General features: G+C 73.7%; 16 protein-coding genes and 1 pseudogene. 9 read left to right on the top strand and 8 right to left on the bottom strand.

Annotation, left to right across the window (positions count from 1 at the left end; all coding sequences use genetic code 11):
• On the bottom strand, positions 1–396 hold a 396-nt coding region (locus tag AB0F10_RS25145; RefSeq protein WP_360629660.1), incomplete at its 3' end, for a discoidin domain-containing protein.
• Between the two features lie 210 nt (positions 397–606).
• On the opposite strand from AB0F10_RS25145, the gene AB0F10_RS25140 reads away from it, so the two are divergent.
• Positions 607–1,182: a DUF305 domain-containing protein gene (locus AB0F10_RS25140; protein WP_360629657.1), complete on the top strand. Its 576-nt coding sequence runs from the start codon at positions 607–609 to the stop codon at positions 1,180–1,182.
• Between the two features lie 252 nt (positions 1,183–1,434).
• Here AB0F10_RS25140 and AB0F10_RS25135 read toward each other — a convergent pair whose 3' ends face one another.
• On the bottom strand, positions 1,435–2,838 hold the full coding sequence (locus AB0F10_RS25135) for a DUF1996 domain-containing protein (protein WP_360629654.1): 1,404 nt from the start codon (positions 2,836–2,838) through the stop codon (positions 1,435–1,437).
• A gap of 280 nt (positions 2,839–3,118) precedes the next feature.
• Here AB0F10_RS25135 and AB0F10_RS25130 point away from each other — a divergent pair, with 280 nt between their 5' ends.
• The gene (locus AB0F10_RS25130; RefSeq protein ID WP_360629651.1) at positions 3,119–4,177 is read left to right on the top strand and encodes a LacI family DNA-binding transcriptional regulator; all 1,059 of its coding nucleotides are present in this window, start codon (positions 3,119–3,121) and stop codon (positions 4,175–4,177) included.
• A gap of 107 nt (positions 4,178–4,284) precedes the next feature.
• Here the strand turns inward: AB0F10_RS25130 and AB0F10_RS25125 are convergent, their stop codons facing one another.
• The gene (locus AB0F10_RS25125) at positions 4,285–5,385 is read right to left on the bottom strand and encodes an ionic transporter y4hA (RefSeq protein WP_360629648.1); all 1,101 of its coding nucleotides are present in this window, start codon (positions 5,383–5,385) and stop codon (positions 4,285–4,287) included.
• Positions 5,386–5,543: 158 nt separating this feature from the next.
• Between AB0F10_RS25125 and AB0F10_RS25120 the strand changes: the two genes are divergently transcribed.
• Positions 5,544–6,344 (top strand): SAM-dependent methyltransferase, encoded by an 801-nt coding sequence (locus AB0F10_RS25120; protein ID WP_360629645.1) that lies wholly within the window; start codon positions 5,544–5,546, stop codon positions 6,342–6,344.
• A gap of 109 nt (positions 6,345–6,453) precedes the next feature.
• Here AB0F10_RS25120 and AB0F10_RS25115 read toward each other — a convergent pair whose 3' ends face one another.
• The gene (locus AB0F10_RS25115; RefSeq protein WP_360629642.1) at positions 6,454–6,957 is read right to left on the bottom strand and encodes a MarR family transcriptional regulator; all 504 of its coding nucleotides are present in this window, start codon (positions 6,955–6,957) and stop codon (positions 6,454–6,456) included.
• A gap of 15 nt (positions 6,958–6,972) precedes the next feature.
• On the opposite strand from AB0F10_RS25115, the pseudogene AB0F10_RS25110 reads away from it, so the two are divergent.
• Positions 6,973–7,917, top strand: a pseudogene (locus tag AB0F10_RS25110) (EamA family transporter); the annotation flags it as partial.
• Between the two features lie 21 nt (positions 7,918–7,938).
• Here AB0F10_RS25110 and AB0F10_RS25105 read toward each other — a convergent pair.
• Positions 7,939–8,583 carry an NAD-dependent epimerase/dehydratase family protein gene (locus AB0F10_RS25105; protein WP_360629639.1) on the bottom strand — a complete coding sequence of 215 codons (645 nt, stop codon included), beginning with the start codon at positions 8,581–8,583 and terminating at the stop codon, positions 7,939–7,941.
• A 133-nt stretch (positions 8,584–8,716) separates the two neighbouring features.
• Here AB0F10_RS25105 and AB0F10_RS25100 point away from each other — a divergent pair, with 133 nt between their 5' ends.
• From AB0F10_RS25100 to AB0F10_RS25085, 4 genes are all read left to right on the top strand, one after another.
• Entirely contained in the window at positions 8,717–11,611 is a 2,895-nt protein-coding gene (locus tag AB0F10_RS25100) for an SWIM zinc finger family protein (RefSeq protein ID WP_360629636.1), read from the top strand.
• 168 nt (positions 11,612–11,779) lie between these two features.
• On the top strand, positions 11,780–12,841 hold the full coding sequence (locus AB0F10_RS25095) for an AAA family ATPase (RefSeq protein ID WP_360629633.1): 1,062 nt from the start codon (positions 11,780–11,782) through the stop codon (positions 12,839–12,841).
• Positions 12,834–15,362, top strand: a complete 2,529-nt coding sequence (locus tag AB0F10_RS25090) for a DUF5682 family protein (protein ID WP_360629630.1) — start codon at positions 12,834–12,836, stop codon at positions 15,360–15,362. The genes AB0F10_RS25095 and AB0F10_RS25090 overlap by 8 nt, the downstream gene beginning before the upstream one ends.
• Positions 15,359–16,534: a VWA domain-containing protein gene (locus AB0F10_RS25085; RefSeq protein ID WP_360629627.1), complete on the top strand. Its 1,176-nt coding sequence runs from the start codon at positions 15,359–15,361 to the stop codon at positions 16,532–16,534. Before AB0F10_RS25090 ends, AB0F10_RS25085 begins: the two co-directional genes overlap by 4 nt.
• Positions 16,535–16,620: 86 nt before the next feature.
• On the opposite strand, the gene AB0F10_RS25080 is transcribed toward AB0F10_RS25085, so the two are convergent.
• Genes AB0F10_RS25080 through AB0F10_RS25070 form a run of 3 tightly spaced genes read right to left on the bottom strand, consistent with a single transcriptional unit; the run spans position 16,621 to position 18,855 of the window.
• On the bottom strand, positions 16,621–17,409 hold the full coding sequence (locus tag AB0F10_RS25080) for a phosphotransferase (RefSeq protein ID WP_360629624.1): 789 nt from the start codon (positions 17,407–17,409) through the stop codon (positions 16,621–16,623).
• Entirely contained in the window at positions 17,406–18,053 is a 648-nt protein-coding gene (locus AB0F10_RS25075; RefSeq protein WP_360629621.1) for a 4'-phosphopantetheinyl transferase superfamily protein, read from the bottom strand. The genes AB0F10_RS25080 and AB0F10_RS25075 overlap by 4 nt, the downstream gene beginning before the upstream one ends.
• The gene (locus tag AB0F10_RS25070) at positions 18,046–18,855 is read right to left on the bottom strand and encodes an alpha/beta hydrolase (RefSeq protein WP_360629618.1); all 810 of its coding nucleotides are present in this window, start codon (positions 18,853–18,855) and stop codon (positions 18,046–18,048) included. Before AB0F10_RS25070 ends, AB0F10_RS25075 begins: the two co-directional genes overlap by 8 nt.
• 150 nt (positions 18,856–19,005) lie before the next feature.
• On the opposite strand from AB0F10_RS25070, the gene AB0F10_RS25065 reads away from it, so the two are divergent.
• Positions 19,006–19,458, top strand: a complete 453-nt coding sequence (locus AB0F10_RS25065) for a GNAT family N-acetyltransferase (protein WP_360629615.1) — start codon at positions 19,006–19,008, stop codon at positions 19,456–19,458.
• Positions 19,459–19,461: the final 3 nt, after the last annotated feature.

The following is a 19,461-nucleotide window of genomic DNA, read 5'->3' as shown; positions in this document are numbered from 1 at the left end:
CGCGCCCGTGGTCGTGGAGTAGACGTCGGTCCACGCCGTGCCGTTCGGGCTGGTCTGGATCTTGTAGGCCTTGCCGTAGGCGCCCTCCCACTGCAGCACCACCTGACTGATCGTCGCGGTGGCACCCAGATCGACCTGCAACCACTGCGGGTCGCTGAACTGACTCGACCACCGCGAACCCGCATCGCCGTCGACGGCCTTCGCCGCCGCGACGTCGGCACCCTCCTGCGAGGACGCCGTCGCCGTCTTGCCCTGCGACAACAACGAATCGGCGGCCCCGGCCGGAGTGGCGACCGCGGCGGCGGTCAGGCCGAGCGCGGTGGCGAGGACGGCGGCGAGGACGGTGAACGTGCGGCCTCTGCGCCGGAGTGGCGCTTTCAGCGATATCGGATTCATGGTCCTACCTGTCGTGACGTGGTGGCCCGCTCACGGGAACCGGTAAGTGATCTTGGGAAAGCGCTCTCCAAGTAAGCCGATTGTTACGTTCGGCGTTGCTTCACGTCAATACGCCTGGGTTCCGGAATTGAAATCCGGCGTCGCCTTTCACGTTGACACCCCCGGCCGGGACGCCGACACTAAGGCGCTTCCCTTTCGAATGGAGTTCGCGTGAACCTCGGGCGGCGCACCACTGTGGCCGGTTGCCTGCTGGCCCTCCTGTTCGGCGTCGCGGCCTGCGACGCGGGCGCCGCCGCGCCCGTCCCGGCGGCGACGACGGGCTCGGCCGCGCCGAGCGGCGCGGGGCACTTCGGCGGCACCGACCTCGCGTGGGTGGAGATCAACATCGCGATGAACGAGGAGTTGGCGCCGCTGCTGGCGCTGGCCGCGACGCACAGTTCGAGCGCGGAGACCAAGGCGCTCGCGGCGGAGACGGCGGCGCTCAACGACCGGGAGCTCGGCACCCTGCGCGGGCTGCACGACCAGGCAGGACTCCCGGCCGAGAACCCGCACAAGGGCATGCCGATGCCCGGCATGGTGACCCCGGAGCAGGTCACGCAGGCGGAGGCCGCGCGGGGCGCGGCGTTCGACGCGCTGCTGGTGCGGCACCTGAGGGCGCACTTCGAGCAGGGCGTGAAGCTGGCCGGCAGCGAGCAGCAGGCGGGCATCGAACCCCAGACCAAGGCCCTGGCCGCGCTGGTGATCACCGGCCGGGAGCGGCTCCTGCCGAGGCTGAAGGCGCACTGAGCAAGGTCAACCCGGCCTCGGGCCGGCGGCCTGCTCCGCTATCTCCGCCGAGCACTGCCGCCCGGGCCACGACGACCCGCATGGTCCACGGCGACGAAATCCACGCCCGGTCGATACCAAAGGCTCGCCGATCCGCGCGGCCGCCTGTAATGCGGGCGAACGGCCAGAATAATCGACACCTAATTCCCTTTCTGTACCCGCCAAGAATCGTCCGGGCGCCGAGATCGGCGCCCGGACGAATTCGTTTGTCCGTTACGGCAGGACGTAGTTTTCGTTGAGGGCCGCGCCGCGATCCGGCTTGTACTGGTCGAAGCCGCGCGGGTCACACTGGAGTCCGCCGTTGATGCAGTGCGTGACGAGCGCGTTGAGGGTCCGCGCGTCCCACGCGTTGTAGAAGTCGTAGTGGAACGAGTAGGCCCGCCCGCTCGACAACCTGACGTTCGCCATGTTGCCGCTGACCGGGAACGCCATCTTGAACTCGATCATCGGCACGGCCACCGGGTGGCTGGCCGGGCAGACGCCGACGGTCGGGTACGCCATGTGGCTCTTGTGGTCCGGCGTGTCCAGGTAGATGCCGTCCCAGCAACTCGGGGCCTGGTAGCGGATGTTCAGCTGGGTGCCCGCCGGGCACGTACCCGGGAAGTCCCAGTTCCGGACGCTGTCGCCGCATTCCCAGCCCTCGACCGCGCCGGGCGCGTTCTTGAACTCGTCAAGCGTCGCCGCCGGGCTGCCCACGACGTACCGAAGGCCGGGCGGGGACGGGCGGACGCTGCGGTAGTCGATCACGCCGCTCTTGTAGTAGATGACCTGACGGCCGACCGGCTGAACGGCGGTGTCGCCGTTGAGCAGCGTCGGCATCCAGTAGCCGGTCTTGTCGCCCGGCGTGATGCAGGAGGTTCCGCCCGAGTTCAGGCTGGCCAGCGTCGTCGCCGCGTTCGTGGTGGTGTTGCCCATGAACGTGTGCGAGTGCGAGGCGCCCGGCAGGTTCGGGAAGACGATCGGGTCGTCCGGCAGGTTGGACCGGCTCACCGAGCAGTTCGCCTGGAACTCGTGGTGCGTCGTCGGCGGATTCGTCGCCGGCGGGGTGGCCGTCGACGGGACCACGCCGGTGACCGGCGGGTTGGCGAGGACGTAGCCGTTGCCGCCGGTCGGCGGCGGCGCGCTGCTCGTGCCGTAGACCTTGAACTCGTACAGCGAGTAGCCGTAGCCGGTGCCGCGCTGGGTGCCGTACATGCGCACGTACCGGCCGGAGCCGTTGACCGCCAGCGTCTGGGTGCCGCCGGTTGCCGTCGTGGTGCTGTAGATGCTGGTCCAGGTGTTGCCGTCGGGCGAGGTCTGCACCTGGAAGGCCCGCGCGTACGCGGCCTCCCACTGCAGCACGACCTGGGTGACGGTCGCGGTGGCGCCGAGGTCGACGCGCAGCCACTGCGGGTCGGCCCACTGGCTGCCCCACCTGGTGTCCGCGCGGCCGTCGACAGCGGCGGCCGCGGGCGACTCGCCGTTCTCCAGCGACGAGGCGAGGGCCGGCCTGCCCTGCGACAGCAGGCTGTCGGCGGCGTGCGCCGACTGGACCCCCGCCACCAGCAGCGATCCGACGAGGGCGGCCACGCCGAGCGGCGCGACGAGCCGTCTGAGCCGACTTTTCCCTGATCTCATGAGTTCTCCCACGGGGATGAGGACGAATGCCTCACCCGGCCGGACACCGGCGTTACGGCGTGGCTGATCGCCACGCCACGGCGGTGCGGGGATCGGCCGGGCGATGCCGGACGTACTTGGAGAGCGCTTTCCGAAGTGTTACGCCAAGGTTGCACGCCCGTCAATATCTCGGGGCAGATCCGGAACCTGGCGGCTCGGAACCGGCCCCGGACGACCGTCTCGGAGAGCGCTCTCCGACGTGTGCTATAAAAACTGTTATGCAGACCCGGAACGCGACCCCATGACCGCCGGCACCGGGCGGCTGCCCGTGGGCGAGCGACTGCCGACCCTCGAGGATGTCGCCCGGGTCGCCGGCGTCTCCCGGGCCACCGTGTCCCGCGTGATCAACGGCATCCGCAACGTGGATCCGCAGTTGCACGAGATGGTGTGGAACGCGGTCGGCCAGACCGGCTACGTGCCGAACAGGCTGGCCCGCTCGCTGGTCACCCGCCGGACGGGCACGGTGGCGCTGGTCGTCTCCGACTCCGAGTCGCACGACGACGACCCGTTCATGGGCCGGTTCTTCGCGGATCCGTATTTCGGCCGGGTGGTCGGCGGCCTGATGAGCGTGCTGCGCACGGCCGGGATCCAGCTCGCGCTGCAGATCGTGGGCACCGAGGAGCAGCGCACCCGCCTGGTCGGCGACCTGCGCCACGGCCAGGCGGACGGCGTGATCGTGTTGTCCCTGCCCGGCCACGACCCGCTGCCGCGGATGCTCACGGACGTGGGCGTACCGGCGGTGATGATCGGCCGCCCCGCCGACCCGGTGCCGATCAACTACGTTGACCTGGCGAACGACACCGGCGCCTGCCTGGCGGCGGACCACCTGGTCGAGCGCGGCTGCCAGCTGATCGGGATGATCTCGGGCCCGGCGGACGTGCCGGCGAGCAACGACCGGATCACCGGCTTCCGCCGCTCGATGGCCCGGCACGGCCACGCCTGGGTGCCGCTGGCCTCCGGCAACTTCACCCAGGAGAGCGGCGAGACCGCGATGCGCACGCTGCTGGCGGAGAACCCCGGCGTCGACGGCGTCTTCGTGGCGAACGACCTGATGGCGCTGGGCGCGCTGCTCGCGCTGCGCGACGCGGGCCGGCGGGTGCCGGACGACGTCGCGATGGTGGGCTTCGACGACAGCAGCGCGGCGGTGGCGGCGAGCCCGGCGCTGACGACCGTGCGGCACCCGCTGGAGGACATGGCGGCCGAGAGCGCGCGGCTGCTGCTGGCCCGGATCGACGACCCCGGCATGCGGATCTCCTCCGTGATCTACGAGCCGACCCTGGTGCTGCGCCAGTCGGCGTGACAGCGGGTGCCACCGGCACGGGCCCGGCGGCAAGGATCGCGGTGATCGCGAATCATGCCGGCTGAAGGACAACAACCGAGGCCGAGGCCCGGGACTCGTTCACCTGCCTACGGGCTGGCGGCCAAGAAGAGGAACGCGGCCAGGATACCGAGGTGGACGCCGCCCTGGAGGACGTTGGCGCGGCCGGGGACGACGGTCAACGTGCCCACCGCGGCGGTCAGGGCCAGCAGGACCATCTGGGTCCCGCCCAGTCCGAGCAGCAGCGGGCCGTCCAGCCAGATCATGGCGACGCTGATCACGGGAATGGTCAGGCCGATGCTCGCCATCGCCGAGCCCAGCGCCAGGTTGAGGCTCGTCTGGATGCGGTCCCGGGCGGCCGCGCGGACCGCCGCGATCGTCTCCGGAAGCAGCACCAGCAGGGCGATCACCACGCCAACCACGGCCGGCGGCCAGCCCGCCGCCGCCACCGCCGACTCGATCGCCGGGGAAACGCCCTTCGCCAGGCCGACGACCGCGACCAGGGCCACCAGGAGGAACCCCAGGCTGGCCAGCGCCGCCCGGCCGGTGGGCGGGTCCAGGTGGGTCTCGGTGTCGATGACCTTGCCGGCGGTGGTGATCGGCAGGAAGTAGTCGCGGTGCCGGTGCGTCTGCACCAGCACGAAGAGCAGGTACAGGCCGAGCGAGGCCACCGCCGCGAAGGCGAGCTGCGCCGGCGAGAACTGCGGGCCCGGCCGGCTCGTCGTGAAGCTGGGCAGGACCAGGCTCATCGTCGCGATCGTGGCGACCGCGGCCAGGGCGCCGCCGGTGCCCTCCGGGTTGAAGACCGCGAATCGCCGGCGTACCGCGCCGACCAGCAGGGACAGGCCCAGGATGCCGTTGCAGGTGATCATCACGGCGGCGAAGACCGTGTCGCGGGCCAGCGCCTGTGTCTTCTCGCCACCGCTGATCATCAGGGTGACGATCAGGGCGACCTCGATGACGGTCACCGCCACGGCCAGGACCAGCGAGCCGAAGGGCTCGCCGACCTTGTGCGCGACCACCTCCGCGTGGTGCACGGCGGCCAGCACCGCGCCCGAGAGCAGCGCGCCGCTGACGATCACCAGTGGCGCCGGCAGGTCGCGGCCCCAGGTCAGCACGAGCGCCAGGACTGCGAGGACCGGGACCCAAGCCGTCCACCGGGCAAGGAAGGAGCCGATCTTGGCGGTCATCCGACCACCCTGCCAGAAAATCCCGGGTGCCGCCCGCGACCGGCATTTTCCAGGCCCGCCCGATTCGCCGTCGCCTGCGCCGGCACGGCCCCGCGACCGGGCCCACGACCCGTGCATCGACGTCCTACGATGATCGGGAATTCCACCTTGGAGGCCCCGTGAGCGACCAGATCGACAGCTCGACCGCTCAGCCGGCCCGCCGGTACAACTACTGGCTCGGCGGCAAGGACAACTTCGCGGTCGACCGCGCCTCCGGGGACGAGATTCTCAAGAGCTTCCCGACTGCCCGGATCGCCGCGCTGGAGAACCGCCGCTTCCTGCGGCGGGCGACCCGCTACCTGGTCGCCGAGGCGGGCATCCGGCAGTTCCTGGACATCGGCACCGGCCTGCCGACCGCCGACAACACCCACGAGGTCGCACAGGCCATCGCGCCCGAGTGCCGCGTCGTCTACGTCGACAACGACCCCATGGTCATGGTGCACGCGCGGGCGTTGCTGAACAGCACGCCGCAGGGGCGGACCACCTACCTCGAGGCCGACCTGCGGTCGCCCGAGTCGATCGTGTCGGATCCGGCGCTGCGCGAGACGCTCGATCTGGGCGAGCCCGTCGCGCTGATGCTGGTGGCCGTTCTTCACTTCATCGAGGGGTACGGCGCCGGCGCGCCGCTCGTCCGGACGCTGATGGACGCCCTGCCCGGCGGCAGCTTCGTGGTGATCACGAACGCCACCAAGGATCCCCTCCCGCCGAAGACAGCCGCGGCCTACGACGCCGCCCTGGCGTCCGGGGTCACCAACGTCTGGCCCCGGGACCGCACCGAGTTCACCGCCCTGTTCGACGGCCTCGAACTGGTCGAGCCCGGGGTGACCCCGGTGAGCGAGTGGCGCGCCGAGGGCGAGGCGGAGCCGCGACCGGACCCGGCACACATCGCGATGTACGGGGCCGTCGCCCGCAAGTCCTAGGGCGCATCTGGCGGAGCATGGCGTTGCCGAGCCGAGGTCCAGGTTTCGCGTCGCGGCGCGGGGTGGAAGCTGGGCCCGGCGCAGGCCGCCATGATCCGCCAGATGCGCCCTAGCCCGCCGGAGGTTCGAGGGGGCCCAGCGCCTCCCGCAGCAGGCCCGCGAGCTGCCCCTGCTTGGCCGGCGACAGGTGGGACAGCAGGCGCTGCTGCTCGGCCAGGCCGGCACCGACCGCCCGGTCGACGACCTCGCGGCCCTTCGGCGTCAGCCGGACCAGCACGCCGCGGCGGTCGGTCGGCGACGGGAATCGGCTCGCCAGGCCCGCGCGCTCCAGCCGGTCGAGCCGGGCCGTGGTGCCGCCCGTGCTGACCATCATGGACGCGGCGAGCGCGCCCGGCGACAGCTGGAACGGCTCACCCGCCCGGCGCAGGGTCGCCAGCACGTCGAACTCGGGGCGGCCGATGCCGTGGCCGGCGTACACGCGCTCCATCTCGTCGCCCGCGATCCGGGACAGCCGGAAGATCCGGCCGAAGACGGCCATCGCCGTCGTGTCCAGGTCCGGGCGCTCGTCGCGCCACTGCTCGGTGATGCGGTCGACGCCGTCGGGTTGTGCCATCCCTCCATTGTCTCGATGTCGAGCTTCTTGACAAGAAGAAGATTGAGAGAGAATCTCTTGATGTCAAGATACTTTCCATCGAGGGAGTTTGCGATGCGCGCGCCGGTCCTGCTGGTCACCGCCCTCGCCCCCGTCGCCTGGGGCACCACGTACGCCGTCACGACCGAGTTCCTGCCGCCCGGCCGGCCGCTGCTCGCGGGCACCCTTCGGGCGCTGCCGGCGGGCCTGCTGCTGGTCGCGCTTGCCCGGCGGCTGCCGCACGGCGTCTGGTGGTGGCGTTCGGCGGTGCTCGGCACGCTCAACATCGGGGTGTTCTTCGCGCTGCTGTTCGTCAGCGCGTACCGGCTGCCCGGCGGGATGGCCGCCGTCCTCGGCGCCGCTCAGCCCCTGATCGTCGCCGGGCTGACCGTGCTGCTGCTGACCGAGCGGGTCGCCCTGCGTACCGTCGTCGCGGCCGTCATCGGTGCGGGCGGGGTGGCGGCGGCGGTGCTGACGGCCGGCGCGGGGCTCGACCCCGTGGGGCTGCTCGCCGGGCTGGGCGGCACCGCGTCGATGGCGCTGGGGCTGGTGCTGACCAAGCGCTGGGGCAGGCCCGACGCATCCACGAGCCATTTTCGCACCCCCGCCGGGCGCCGCCCGGGCCACGTCGGAAATGGCTCACCGCTCATCACCACCGGCTGGCAACTGACCGCCGGCGGGCTGCTGCTCGCCCCGGTGGCGATCGCCGTCGAGGGACTGCCGGCCACGCTCACCGGCGCGAATGTCGCCGGGTACGCGTACCTGTCGCTGGTCGGCACCGCGCTGGCGTACACGAGTTGGTTCCGGGGTCTCGGGCGGCTGCCGGCCGCCAAGGTCTCCCTGCTCGGGCTGCTCTCGCCGCTGGTGGCGACCGCCGTCGGCTGGGTGGCGCTCGGCCAGGCGCTCACGGCCCCGCAGGTGCTGGGGATGCTTGTCGCGTTCGGCGCGGTGCTCTACGGGGCGTCAGCGCAGGTCCGCGTTCTCCACGACGTGCGTGGGGAAGCCGGTGCGGGCCGCCCGCAGCATGGCCCGGCCGAGCCGGTCGGTGCTGGTGACGTACTTGGGCGCCAGGCGGCCGAGCAGCGGCATCAGCGGCCCGGTGACCGTGTACAGGGCCCGGTAGAGGCCGGTTCTGGAGGTGGCGCCGAAGGTCGGCTGGATGAAGGCCGGGCGGAACGCGTACCCGTTCGGGAAGATCTTGATGATCTCCAGCTCGGTCCGGCCCTTGACCCGTGCCCACATGGCGCGGCCGCCGGGGTTCGTGCCGGCGCCTGACACGTACAGAAAGGTCGTCTCGGGGTTGAGCCCGGCGAGCAGGTGCGCGGCCGCGACCGGATAGTCGTAGGAGATCCGGGTGAACTCCGCCTCGCTGAGCCCGACCGACGAGACGCCGAGGCAGTAGAAGCAGGCGTCGTAGCCCCGCAGCTCGTCCTCGATCGCCGTGAGGTCGGCGAAGTCCGCCGTCGTGACCTCCCGAAGCTTCGGATGCCGCACCCCGGTCGGCCTGCGCACCACCGCGAGCACCCGCTCGACGTCCTCCGCGAGCAGGCTCTCGCGCAGGGCGCCCTGGCCGACCATGCCGGTCGCGCCGAAGATGATGACCTTCATTTCCCGTCCTTCGTGATCAGGATGCGGGCCGACCGCGTCGTCGAACGGCTCGGCACAGCAGCGTAACGGCGCGCGCCGGGCGCCCGGCGCGGGCGTGACCTGGGATGTCGTACCCGGCTTCTACAGTGCTCCGGTGCCCGTTGAACGATGGTCCACAGCCCATGTCGACGCCCTGGCTCCCGACGCCAACTCGATGAAAGGCGCCCGCAGCGTCAGCGATGCGCGGCACTGGCAGGAGGCCGGCCTGCTCGACGAGGTCCTGTGGGGGCTCTGCGCGGGCAGCGGGAAGAATCCCTACCAGGTGTGCGTCGATCTGGCCGGACCCGCCTACCGGTGCTCATGCCCGAGCCGCAAGTTTCCCTGCAAGCACGCGCTCGGGCTGCTGCTCTACTGGGCCGGGGGCGGCCCGGTCGAGGCCGCGGCGCCCGCCTTCGTCGGCGAGTGGCAGGCGGCCCGCGCGGCCAAGGCGGCCCCGGCGAGGGCCGCCGGGCCGCCCGACCCGGCCGCCGCCCGCAAGCGCGCTCAGCAGCGGGCGGACCGGGTCGCGGCCGGCATGGCCGAGCTGCGGCGATGGCTGGACGACCAGGTGCAGCAGGGCCTGGCCGGCGCGGAGCAGGCGGGGCGCCGGCCCTACGAGGCGATGGCCGCCCGCCTGGTCGACGCGCAGGCGCCGGCCGCCGCCTCGGCGGTCCGCCGGCTGGGCGGGATCGCGGGGATCGGGCCGCACTGGGCCGACCGGCTGCTCGGCGAGCTGGCGCTGCTGCGGCTGCTGGTCGCCGGCCATGAGCGGCTCGACGCGCTGCCGACGACGCTGGCCGCCACGGTCCGCTCGCGGATCGGATTCCCGGTCGCCAACCAGGACGTGCTCGCCGGCCCGCCGATCCGGGACGTGTGGCAGGTGCTGGGGCAGGTCGACAGCGAGGAGGGTGCGATCACGACGCGGCGGACCTGGCTGCTCGGGGTCGGCAGTGGACGGTTCGCGCTGCTGCTGTCGTTCGCGGCGCCGGGCCAGTCGCCGGCCGCCGAGGTGGTGCCGGGGACCGCGGTCGACGCGGCGCTCTGCTTCTACCCGGGCGCCGCGCCGCTGCGGGCGCTGGTGAAGGAGCAGTTCGGCACGCCCCGGCCGGTGACCGCGCCGGACGCGGCCGCGGGGTTGCGCGCGGCGCTCGCAACCTGGTCGTCGACGGTGGCGGCCGAGCCCTGGCGCTACGACGCGCCGGTGCTGCTGGCTGACGTGGTGCCGGGCGCCGACGGATTCATCACCGACGCCGCCGGGGAGTCCCTGCCGCTGGCGCCGGGGCATCGGGAGCCCTGGTGGCTGCTGGCCGCCGCCGGCGGGAGGCCGGCGACCGTGGCGGGCGAGTGGTCACCGTCCGGCCTGCGGCCGCTGGCGGCGTGGGTCGAGGGCCGCTACCTCCCGGCGCCCCCGCCGGTGCCGGACGCGGCGGGCCGGGTTCCGGAGCTTCCGGCCGACCTGCTGGCGGCGGCCCTGGTCGGCACCGCCCGGCGGCCGTGGACGTCGCCGAGCGTGCCCGCCGGCGACCGGGTCCTGAAACTGGCGCCGGCCGGGCACGGCTCCGGGGCCGGCTCCCCGGAGCCGGCGGCGGCCCTGCTCGAGGCCGCCGCCGCCGCGCTGACCTATCGGCGGGCGGGCGTCACGCCCTCCTCCGGGCACGCGCCGGTCGAGGCGGCGCCCCCGGAGACCGACCGGCCGCTGCCGGGGCCCGCCGGGGACCGGCTGCTGCGGTTGCTGACCGACGGCGGCGCGCCCGGCGGCGCGCAGCAGGCGCAGGAGCTGCTCGCCCAGTGGCTGACCGCGGCCGCCGAGCACGGCGGATTCGTCCCGCCCGAGTCGCTGCCCGCGTTGCTCGACGCCGGCCGCCGCAACAGCGTTCTGCGGCCCGCGATCGGGCGGGTCGCCGGTCTGCGCGGCACCTGGCTCGCCGAGATGCGGCCCGACTGGCGCTGGCTGCGCGACGAGGCGCCCGGCGCCGCCGCTCCGGCCGACCCGGAGGTGTGGGAGACCGGCACCGGCGGCGAACGCCTGGCCTTCCTCATCCGGCTGCGCGGCACCGAACCGGCCGCCGCGCTGGCCCTGCTGGAGAGCACCTGGCGGACCGAGACACCCGAGGACCGCACCCGGTTCGTGGGCGCGCTCGACACGGGGCTCTCCCCCGCCGACGACGCCTTCCTCGACCAGGCCCTCGACGACCGGCGCAAGGGCGTGCGCGAGGCCGCCCTCGACCTGCTGCGGCGCCTTCCGGAATCGTCACTGGGCCGGCGGATGGCCGCCCGGGCGACGGCGGCGGTGCGCCTCGGCCGGGACGCCCGCGGGCGCGACCGGCTCGACGTCACCCCGCCACCGGAGCTGAGCACCGAGCTGCGGCGCGACGGCGTCGGCGCGCAGCCGGCGCACGGCACCGGGGTGCAGGCCTGGCTGCTCGAGGAGGTCATCGCCGGCACGCCGCTGACCACCTGGACCGAGACCTTCGGGCGTTCCCCGGCCGCGGTCGTCGACCTGGCCCGGGGACACGACTGGGAGACGCCGCTGCTGCACGGCTGGGCCAAGGCGGCGATCGTGCAGGCCGGCTCCGCCTGGGCGTCCGCGCTGGTCGGGAACGACACCCGCGGAGGCGCGAGCGGGCTGCGCGAGGCCGTCCGGTGGGACCTGCATCTGCTGCTTCCGCCGGCCGACCTGGCCCGCATCGCCGCCGAATTCCTGCGCACCGAGGACCACCTCGCGCACCGGCTGCTCGCCGTGCACCCCGGCGCCTGGCCGGACGAGCTCGCCGTGGCGGTGGTGGAGACCATCGCGCACCGGGTCCAGGCGGACAAGCACAGCTGGCAGCTCGCCGAGCTGTGCCGGGCCGCGGCGATGGCCATGCCGCCCGGCTACGCGGAGCAGGTCGCCCGGCTGGCCGAGCGGCTCGACCAGCTGCCGACCGCGGAGTCCCGGGTGCGGCCGGTGGCCGAGCTGGCCCGCACCCTCGCGTTCCGCCACGAGATGCTCCGGGAGCTGCTGCCGTGAGCCGGCCTCCGGGAACGAGTCCGAGGCACCGCGGCGGTCCACCGTTCGCACCGGCAGCCGCGCTTTCGGTGGGCATTTCCTGTCGGAGGTGCTCGGTAACGTGCCAGTCATCAGCAGCGCCGACGGGCCGGCCGGGCGGCCGGGCCGTGGGACAGACAGGGAGTTCGAGTGACCGCACTGCGACCGCACGCCGAGGATCAATATGCCGAGGAGCTGGCGCTGCTCGCCGCGACCGACGACCGGCCGCGACCGCCGGGCTGGCGGCTCTCCCCGCAGGCGGTGGTGACCTACCTCCTGGGTGACGGCGCCAAGATCACCCCGAAGTATGTCGGACCCCGGCGGCTCATGGAGGTCGCGGTGTCCACGTTGGTCACCGACCGGGCGCTGCTCCTGCTCGGCGTGCCCGGCACCGCCAAGACCTGGGTCTCCGAGCACCTGGCGGCGGCGATCTCGGGCGACTCGACCCTGCTCGTGCAGGGCACCGCCGGCACGGCCGAGGAGGCGATCCGCTACGGGTGGAATTACGCCCGGCTGCTCGCGGACGGCCCCTCCGACGCGGCGCTGGTGCCCAGCCCGGTCATGCGCGCCATGCGCACCGGCGCGATCGCCCGGGTGGAGGAGCTGACCCGCGTCCCGTCCGACGTGCAGGACGCGCTGATCACCGTGCTGTCGGAGAAGACCCTTCCGGTGCCGGAGCTCAACTCGGAGGTCCAGGCCGAGCGCGGCTTCAACTTGATCGCCACGGCCAACGACCGCGACCGCGGCGTCAACGAGCTGTCCAGCGCGCTGCGCCGCCGGTTCAACACGGTCGTGCTGCCGGTGCCCGCGTCGGCCGACGACGAGGTGGAGATCGTCGCCCGGCGGGTGGCCCAGCTCGGCAGGTCGCTCGACCTGCCCGAGGTGCCGGCCGCCCTCGAGGAGATCCGCCGGGTGGTGACGATCTTCCGCGAGCTGCGCACCGGCCTGACCGAGGACGGCCGCACCAAGCTGAAGTCGCCGACCGGCACGCTCTCGCCCGCCGAGGCGATCTCGGTGATCACCAACGGCATGGCCCTGGCCGCGCACTTCGGCGACGGCAACCTGCAACCGTCCGATGTGGCCGCCGGCATCGTCGGCGCGGTTGTCAAGGACCCGGCCTCGGACGGGGTGGTCTGGCGCGAATACCTCGAGACGGTCGTCCGCGAGCGCACCGACTGGCGCGACTTCTACCGAGCCGCCCGCGATGCCTGAGCGGTTCTACGGCATCCGCCACCACGGCCCGGGCTCGGCCCGGGCGGTGGTGCAGGAGCTGAATCGCCGGCCACCCGAGATGCTGCTGATCGAGGGCCCGCCGGAGGCGGACGACCTGATCCGCTGGGCGGCCGACACCGGCCTGGAGCCGCCGGTGGCGCTGCTGGGCTATTCGGCCGACGACCCCAGCCGGGCGGCCTTCTGGCCGTTCGCGGTCTTCTCGCCGGAGTGGCAGGCGATCCGCTGGGCGGTGGAAAACCGGGTGCCGGTCCGCTTCTTCGACCTGCCCTACTCCTACCGCCTCACCGACGACCGCACCCCCGACACTCCACCGGCCGCCGGCCCGCCGGTCGATGGCCCGCCGGCCGATGGCCCGCCTCCCGCCGCGCCGCCGATCGACACGGACCCGGACGGCAGAATCGTCCCGTCGGTTTCCGGCTATCCGGACGGGTCCGATCCCCAGTCCACGGGTCCGGACGGGACCGTTCCGCACGGCACAGGCCCGCACGGCACAGGTCCGGGCGGGACCGCCCCGCACGGCACAGATCCAGGCGGGACGGCTCCGCGCGACACCACTCCGGGCGGGACGGCTCCGTGCGACACCACTCCGGGCGGGACGGCTCCGGCGGTGTCTCCATCGGTGCTGGAGATTCCCGGTGCGGCCGAGGTCGTCGCGGCGCCGGTCCGGGTGCGGCCGGTCGACCCGATCGGGGAGCTCGCCGCCGCCGCCGGATACGACGATCCCGAGCGCTGGTGGGAGGACGTCGTCGAGCACCGGGGGATGCCCGCGTTCGAGGCCATCGCCGAGGCGATGGCCGCCATCCGCGAGTCGGCGCCCGAGGACCCCGAGGATCTCGTCCGCGAGGCCTACATGCGCACCGTGCTGCGCGAGGTTCGCCGCACCCACGACAACATCGCCGTCGTGTGCGGCGCCTGGCACGTGCCCGCGCTGACCCGCAAGGTCGCCGCCAAGAACGACGCCGCGCTGCTCAAGGGACGCCGCAAGGCCAAGGTCGCCTTCACCTGGGTGCCGTGGACCTACGGGCGGCTGGCCTCGGGGTCCGGCTACGGCGCGGGCGTCTCGTCGCCGGGCTGGTATCACCACCTGTTCACGACCACCGACGACGTCGTGCCGCGGTGGCTCGTCGGCGCCGCCGGTGTGCTGCGCGCCGAGGGCGTACCCACGTCGTCGGCGCACGTCATCGAGGCCACCAGGCTCGCCGAGGCGCTCGCCACCGTCCGGGGTCGCCCGCTGGCGGGGCTCGCGGAGGTCACCGAGGCGGCCGAGGCCGTCATGTGCGACGGCGAGCCGCTGCGCCTGGAGCTGATCGACCGTCGCCTCGTCGTCGGCGAGCGGCTCGGCGGCGTTCCCGACGACATGCCCGCCGTGCCGCTGGCCAAGGATCTCGCGGCGCAGCAGCGCACCGTGCGCCTCAAGCCCGAGGCGCTCGCACGCGAGCTCGAGCTGGACCTGCGCCGCGACATCGACCTGGCCCGCAGCCGGCTGCTGCACCGGCTGGGCACCATCGGCGTGCCGTGGGGCGAGGCGCAGGCGGCCCGGCGCGGGACCGGCACGTTCCGGGAGCAGTGGCGGCTGCGCTGGCAGCCGGAGTTCGCGGTCCAGCTGGTCGAGGGCAGCATGTGGGGCACGACGGTCGCGGTCGCGGCGACCACCAAGGTGATCGACGCCGCCCGGCAGGCCGCCACGCTCGCCGACGTGACCGAGCTGGTCGAGGTGTGCCTGCTGGCCGACCTGGCCGACGCCTACCCGCCGGTGCTCGCCGCCCTGGACACCCGGGCCGCGCTCGACTCGGACGTCGGCCACCTGATGGCGGCCATCCCCGCGCTGGCCCGCACCCTGCGATACGGCGACGTCCGCCGCACCGACGTGGCCGGCCTGTCCACCGTGACGGCGAGCCTGCTCGCCCGCGTCTGCGCCGGGCTGCCGGCCGCCGCCGGTTCGCTCTCCGACGAGGCCGCCAAGCAGTTGCGCGGGCACATCGACGGCGTGCACGCCGCGGTGAGCCTGCTGGACGCGGGCGACCTGCGGGAACGCTGGCTGAACACGCTGGCCTCCGTCTGCGGGCGCGCCGACCTGCACGGGCTGCTCGCCGGACGGCTGACCCGCCTGCTTTTGGACGCGGGCCGCCTCGGCATCGAGGAGGTGCGGCGGCGGCTGCGGCTGCCGTTGACCGTCGGCACGCCACCGGCGCACGGCGCCGCCTGGGTTGAGGGCTTCCTCGCCGGCGGCGGCCTGCTGCTCGTGCACGACGACGCGCTGCTGGAACTGCTCGACGGCTGGCTCGCGGACATCCCGGCGGAGGCGTTCGACGACGTGCTGCCGCTGCTGCGCCGCACCTTCGGCGGGTTCGCCTCCGGCGAGCGGCGCGCGATCGGCGAACGGATCGCCGGCCCGGCCGCCGCCGGGCGAGCGGGCGCCGAGCCGCTGGTGCTGGACCACGAGCGGGCGGCGCTCGTGCTGCCCACCCTGAGTGCGCTGCTGGGCCGGGAGGTCACATGACGGACATCGACGATGCGGCGCGCCGCGAGCGCCTGCGCCGCTGGCGGCTCGTGCTCGGCGGCCCGGCGCAGGACTCGCTCGGTGCGGCGCAGGGCCGCGACGCCGCGATGGATGCGGCGCTGTCCGCCCTTTACGACGCGGGCGGCGACGGCGAGGGGTCCGGCACGTCGCGGTCGGCGGGCCTCGGCGGATCCGCGCCGAAGGTGGCCCGCTGGCTTGGTGACATCCGCGAATACTTTCCCAGCACGGTGGTGCAGGTGATGCAGGCCGACGCGATCGAACGCCTCGACCTCACCCGGCTGCTGCTGGAGCCGGAGATGCTGGACGCGGTCGAGCCGGACGTGCACCTGGTCGGAACGCTGCTCTCGCTGAACGCGGTGATGCCGGAGCGGACCAAGGACGCCGCGCGGCAGGTGGTTCGCAAGGTCGTCGCCGAGCTGGAGCGGCGCGTCTCCCAGCACACCCGGGCGGCGGTCAGCGGCGCCCTGAACCGGGCGGCGCGGATCAACCGCCCCCGGCACGCGGACATCGACTGGGACCGGACGATCCGCGCGAACCTGAAGCACTACCAGGCGGAACACCGCACGGTGATCCCGGAACGGCTGGTCGGCTACGGCCGCCGCACCACCGCGATCCAGCGCGACGTGGTGCTGTGCGTCGACCAGTCCGGCTCGATGGCGGCGTCGGTGGTGTTCTCCGGGGTGTTCGCGGCGGTGCTGGCGTCGATGCGTTCGCTGCGTACGTCGCTGGTGGTCTTCGACACCGCGGTGGTCGACCTGACCGACGAGCTCAGCGATCCGGTCGAGGTCCTGTTCGGCACGCAGCTCGGCGGCGGGACGGACATCAACCGGGCGATCGGCTACAGCCAGCAGCTGATCACGCGGCCGAGGGACAGCATCTTCGTGCTGATCAGCGACCTGTATGAGGGCGGCGTCCGGGAGCAGATGCTGCGCCGGGTCGCGGAGATGACGGCGGCCGGGGTCCAGGTGGTGGTGCTGCTGGCCCTGTCGGACGAGGGCGCGCCGGCCTACGACCACGAGAACGCGGCGGCGCTGGCGGCGCTCGGGGTGCCGGCCTTCGCGTGCACGCCGGACGCCTTCCCGGACCTGATGGCTGCCGCGATCGAACGCCGCGACCTGATGGCCTTCGCCGCCCGCCTGGCCGACCGCTGACCGACCGCCGGCAGGGGCAGCCGGGGCCGGGCGGCACGACGCCCGTGGCGCGCCCCCGCCGACCAGCGGAGCTCCGCGGCGGGCGGTTATTCGGGATGGATCGGGGTGAAGAGCCAGTCGAGACCGGCGATCGACTTGTCCCGGTAGGCCGGCTGGGCCGTGCTGACGCCGTATGCGAGGTCGGCGATGAGCCCGCAGCGCGCGTAGAAGTGCGCACGCTCGGCGATCCCCGGGTCGCGCAGGTCCGGCGCGACCTGCTCGACGGCGGCGGCGAACGCCGCCGGCCCGAGGTCGCGCAGGATCAGCCCGAGGTCCCGCGCGGGATCCCCGGCCGCCGCGTCCGACCAGTCGACGATCCCGGTGATCTCCCCCGTGCCGGGATCGACCAGAACGTGCTCGGCACCGAGGTCCTGATGCGAGAAGGCGAGCAACGCCGCCGGCTCCGGCGCCGCCGCGTCCAGGAATTCCCGCACCGCGCCGCGCCGGGCCCGCGGCACCTCGCCCTCCATCTCGGGCCACTGCGAGTTCGCCTCGTCCAGCCACACCCGAGGCGGGGTGTCGTCGGTCTCCCCGGCGATGTCCCCGGGCAGCGTGTGCAGGGCCGCGAGCAGGCGGCCGAGCCGCGCGCCCAGCGCGCCCGCGTCCCGTTCGGCGACCGCGAGCAGCGGCACCCCCGGCAGCATCCGGTAGGCGAGGCAGCCGCCCACCGGATCGACGAACTCCGGCACGGGCACCGCGATCGGCGACACGACACCGACCGCCCGCAGCACCCGCGCCTCCCGCGAGACCTCCCCGGGATCGGCGCGCCGGAACCGCACCACCAGGTCGTCGACCAGGTACGCGACGTTGTCCAGGCCGCCGCCCAGCCGCTTCATCGCGCCGGAGCATCCAGGACGATGGCCGTCAGGACGATCCCGTCGTGCACCAGGAACCTTCCGGCCAGCGTGTCGACCGGCCCGTCGACCAGCAGCCGCACCGCGAACGTGCCCGCCTCCGGATCGAACGTCACCGCCGCGCCCTCGAATCCGAGCCACTGCCCGGTCAGCGGCGACCACACCTTGTAGACGGACTCCTTCGCGCTGAACAGCAGGCGCTCCCACTGCACCGCGGGCCGCAGCAGGGCCAGCTCCGCCAGGTGCGCCCGTTCCCGCTGCGACGACACGAGGTCGAGCACGCCAGTCGGCAGCGGGCCGTGCACCTCCGCGTCGATGCCGAGCCCCGGGACCTCGCCCGCCCGCGCCACCGCCGCGCCGCGGTAACCCGGGCAGTGCGTCATGCTGCCGACGATCCCGTCCGGCCAGACCGGCGCGCCTCGCACGCCCCGCAGGATCGGCGCGGGGGGCACGCCCAGCTCGGCCAGGGCGAGCCGGGCGCAGTGCCGGGCCGTCGTGAACTCTTCCCTGCGCTTCGCGACGGCGCCCGCGATGAGGGCGGCCTCGGCCGGGAAGATCTCGGCCTCCGGCGGGTCGGTTCTCGCGTACGCGGTCCGCACGGCCGGCGGCAGGATGCGCTCAAGCATCGGCGAAGAACCTCAGGACGGCGTCGTTCACGGCGTCGGGCCGCTCCAGGTAGCCGTAGTGGCCCGCGTCCGGGATCTGCGCGTAGCTCGCGCCCGGTATCGCCTCGGCCAGCTCACGGCCCCGGGCGGGCGGCGCGATCAGGTCGTCGGCGAACGACAGCACCAGGGTGGGCACGCCGATTTTTCCGTACGCCGCCCGCCGGTCGGTGTCCACCGCCACGTCCAGCTGCGGGCGCAGGTCCTCATCGGCCCAGTCGGTCGGCGACATCTCCAGGATGTCGAGCCAGTCCTGTGCCGCCTCCGGATCCTCGAGGGTACGGGGCGAGAGGTTCTGCAGCGCGCGGTTGACCGCCTCGTATTCGGGCGGCAGCGCGACCCCCGAGTCGGCCATGGCGCGCTCGGCGGCCGCCATCGCCCGGGACATCGCGTCGGGCCGCGCCCGGCTCGCCATGAGGACGGCGCGTTCGGCCAGGTCCGGGCGGGCCAGCAGGAGCTCCTGCACCACGTACGCGCCGAGCGATGTGCCGACGAGCCGGCACCGGCCGCCGGCGACCCGCTCGATCACCGCGGCCGCGTCGGCGACCAGGTCCGCAACGCCAAGGCCCGGACGGGCCGGGCCGCTGCCGCCGACCCCACGGTTGTCCAGGGTGATCGCCCGGTAGCCGGCGCCGACCAGGGCCGGCACCTGGTGCAGCCGCCAGGTGCGGCCGCGCGCGGCGGTGCCGGGGATCAGCAGCACCGGTTCGCCGCGCCCGGACTCCTCATAGTGCAGGGTGATGTCGCCGACATCGAGCGCAGGCATGATCGTGAGGCTATCCGACCCCCACGGTGCGGATCGGTCCCTGGGCGGCCGAAGCCAGCCACCGGTCGGGCGGTCGGCGTGGCCGTAAGCATGGTCCGGCTTCGCCCAACGCGGCGGTCGACGGGCCGCCGCCGTGGATAGGCTTTCGGCGTGACTATCGCGTACGGGTGGCGGGCCGGTTTCGACAGCGACGCCCTCGACGCTCTGCACGCGGTGGGTTTCGGCCATCCCCCTGAGGGAATCGACTGGCTGGCCCGCGTCGAGCAGCACAGCCTCGGGTGGGTCTGCGCCCACCTGGGGCAGCGGCTGGTCGGCTTCGTCAACGTCGCCTGGGACGGCGGCACGCACGCCTTCATCCTCGACACGGTCGTCGCGCCGGAGGTCCGCGGGCAGGGCGTCGGCACGTCGCTGGTGAGCGCCGCCGGACGCGGCGCCCGGGCGGCGGGATGCACCTGGCTGCACGTGGACTACGAGGCCGGCCTGGCCGGCTTCTATCAGCAGGCCTGCGGCTTCACGCCGACCGCCGCGGGTCTTGTCGCACTGAGCAGTTTCAACCCGGCCTCGGGCCGGAGCCCGGGCCACGTTGAAAAGGCTTCACTCTGAGAG

This window comes from Actinoplanes sp. NPDC026623 (assembly GCF_040638275.1).
GTDB lineage: Bacteria > Actinomycetota > Actinomycetes > Mycobacteriales > Micromonosporaceae > Actinoplanes.
Note: the sequence above shows the minus strand (reverse complement) of the source record. Positions and strands in the feature narration are given on the sequence as shown.